General features: G+C 35.1%; 3 protein-coding genes and 1 pseudogene. All 4 read right to left on the reverse strand.

Annotated elements, in window-relative coordinates:
* A partial coding sequence (locus ADH02_RS04540; protein ID WP_048782906.1) for a hypothetical protein occupies positions 1 to 428 on the reverse strand: 428 nt, incomplete at its 3' end.
* 14 nt (positions 429 to 442) lie between these two features.
* Positions 443 to 739: a hypothetical protein gene (locus ADH02_RS04545; RefSeq protein WP_152903892.1), complete on the reverse strand. Its 297-nt coding sequence runs from the start codon at positions 737 to 739 to the stop codon at positions 443 to 445.
* Positions 732 to 1,208 carry a hypothetical protein gene (locus ADH02_RS04550; protein ID WP_048782909.1) on the reverse strand — a complete coding sequence of 159 codons (477 nt, stop codon included), beginning with the start codon at positions 1,206 to 1,208 and terminating at the stop codon, positions 732 to 734. The genes ADH02_RS04545 and ADH02_RS04550 overlap by 8 nt, the downstream gene beginning before the upstream one ends.
* 314 nt (positions 1,209 to 1,522) lie before the next feature.
* A pseudogene (locus tag ADH02_RS04555) lies at positions 1,523 to 1,945 on the reverse strand (helicase); the annotation flags it as partial.

The raw sequence follows: 1,945 nt of genomic DNA on the forward strand, positions 1-1,945 counted from the left end.
GCACGTTCGGCATCTTCTTCATTTTTGAAGTATCCGAAATTATAGAAATAATCACCCAAAGTTACGCAATCTACTTTAATGCGGTTTTCTACAATTGAACAAAATAAATAATATTTATCTTGTTTAAAATCTTTCCAATCAGGTTTCCATCTATCATTACATTTATCTCTGAATATTCTAAAAAGATGCATCAATCTTCTTTTTTTAGCTTCTAAAATTGCTTCTTGCTCAGTATGAAAAATATGTCCTTGATAAAAACAAGAATCAATCCATGCGCTTTTGTCCCAACGAGCTTGTTGATTGTTTCCATAGGCATCGACGAACCAAAATACTTCGCCTTCCTGAAACGTGCTCTCTGCATATTCTAGAAGTTCAATCTTCATATTCAGTTTCTCTTGTTTATTTTTAAGTGTTTCTATTGTTTCCATTACTATTCACCCTCTTAAGTCGCACTCATTAGTCCACATTGTTCGAGCGGTTTATCTAATCTCCGAGCTGCATTCTTGAGCTTATCGCTTTCTTTTAAAGTAATAGTTTCCACTGCCTTCAACGATGCTTCAAAACCTAGCAAGAAAGCAAATCGTTCATTGTAGCTCATCTCTTCAATTTGTTCGTAGTTGATATCTTCTTGGAATTGCTTCAAAGCTCTGTCATACATCGACATATCCTTGTACTTGCAATGAGCTACTATCAAATAGTGAACATCGTCTTTTAATTTATCGTATCTATTTCTAATCAATCGACTTCACCGCCTTTTCTAGATTCCCTAAATTTTCTACAATACGATCTCTTATATGAGCTGCAACTGAATACGGGTCTTTCATAAACTTAATCAACGTATTCGCATTCACTTTTAACGCTTTGGAAGCAGCTAACATCTTTTCGCTGGAATCTTCAATCGTTCCGTGGATGTACGTGATAGCTTCACCGTAATTCTCACCCATGTACTTAAATGCCGTTTTGCTAATTCGTTCTTGATACGGGTCCTTAACGATAGTCCCTTCGATAGAATGTTCTTTAATAAATTCCAAGACTTCATTCGTCGTTCCAAAGTGCATCGCTTGTTTAATATCAGTTGTAAATTTATGCGTATATCGTGGATGGTTCTTTGCAAGATATCCCATCATGCTTGAGTAATCTTCGATATGTTGGAAGTACCATTGAGGACTCTTCGCGTCTCTAATGACATACATTTTTATACTATTCATGAGCATCGCTCCTTTGCTATTTTTTCTTCTAATTCATGACCTGTGACACGTGTGACATGTGTGACACGTTTTTTTGAAAAATATAAAATATAAATATAAGAATGTTGATTTAATAGGCTTTTATACTTACTTTTTACTTTTTTACTAAAAAACATGTCACAGGTGTCACATATATATAAAAAAGTATCTATAAACGTTGATGTAACAACATTTTGAAGTGTGACACCATTTTAAAAAAACGTGTCACATTGCCGGCACAACGAGTCACAAGTGTGACACGTTTTTAGTTTTGTGACACCAGTACGTGTCACAAATTAGGTAATAATTCTTTGATAACCTCTTATTAATTTTCCGTTGACTCTGAATCGTTCTTTCTTCCAATCTAGTAAATTATCCATAATAAAACTTATCTTTCGAGATAGTTTTTGGTCGTTCGATTCTTTATGGAATAGATTGAACATAATCTCCCGAGTAGCCACTCGATTCATCGTTTGTCCACCTGAAGTCCAGTCAGGACTGTTTGCAAAATATTTAGTCGTGTAAATATACTGATCAGTTGTTGTTCTTGTTTCCCAATCCTTAGGAACGGGCATTTCCAAGTACTGAAGAATTTGAAGTTCAATCTCATCTCTGAACATGAATTGCTCACGATATTCAACTAATTCAGCTTCCGTTTCTTCATCAAACATCAAATCCACACCGCTTTTATAAAGGGTGACGGCTTCACCCCAAATTTG

Source organism: Streptococcus sp. 263_SSPC (genome assembly GCF_001071995.1).
Classification (GTDB): Bacteria; Bacillota; Bacilli; order Lactobacillales; family Aerococcaceae; genus Granulicatella.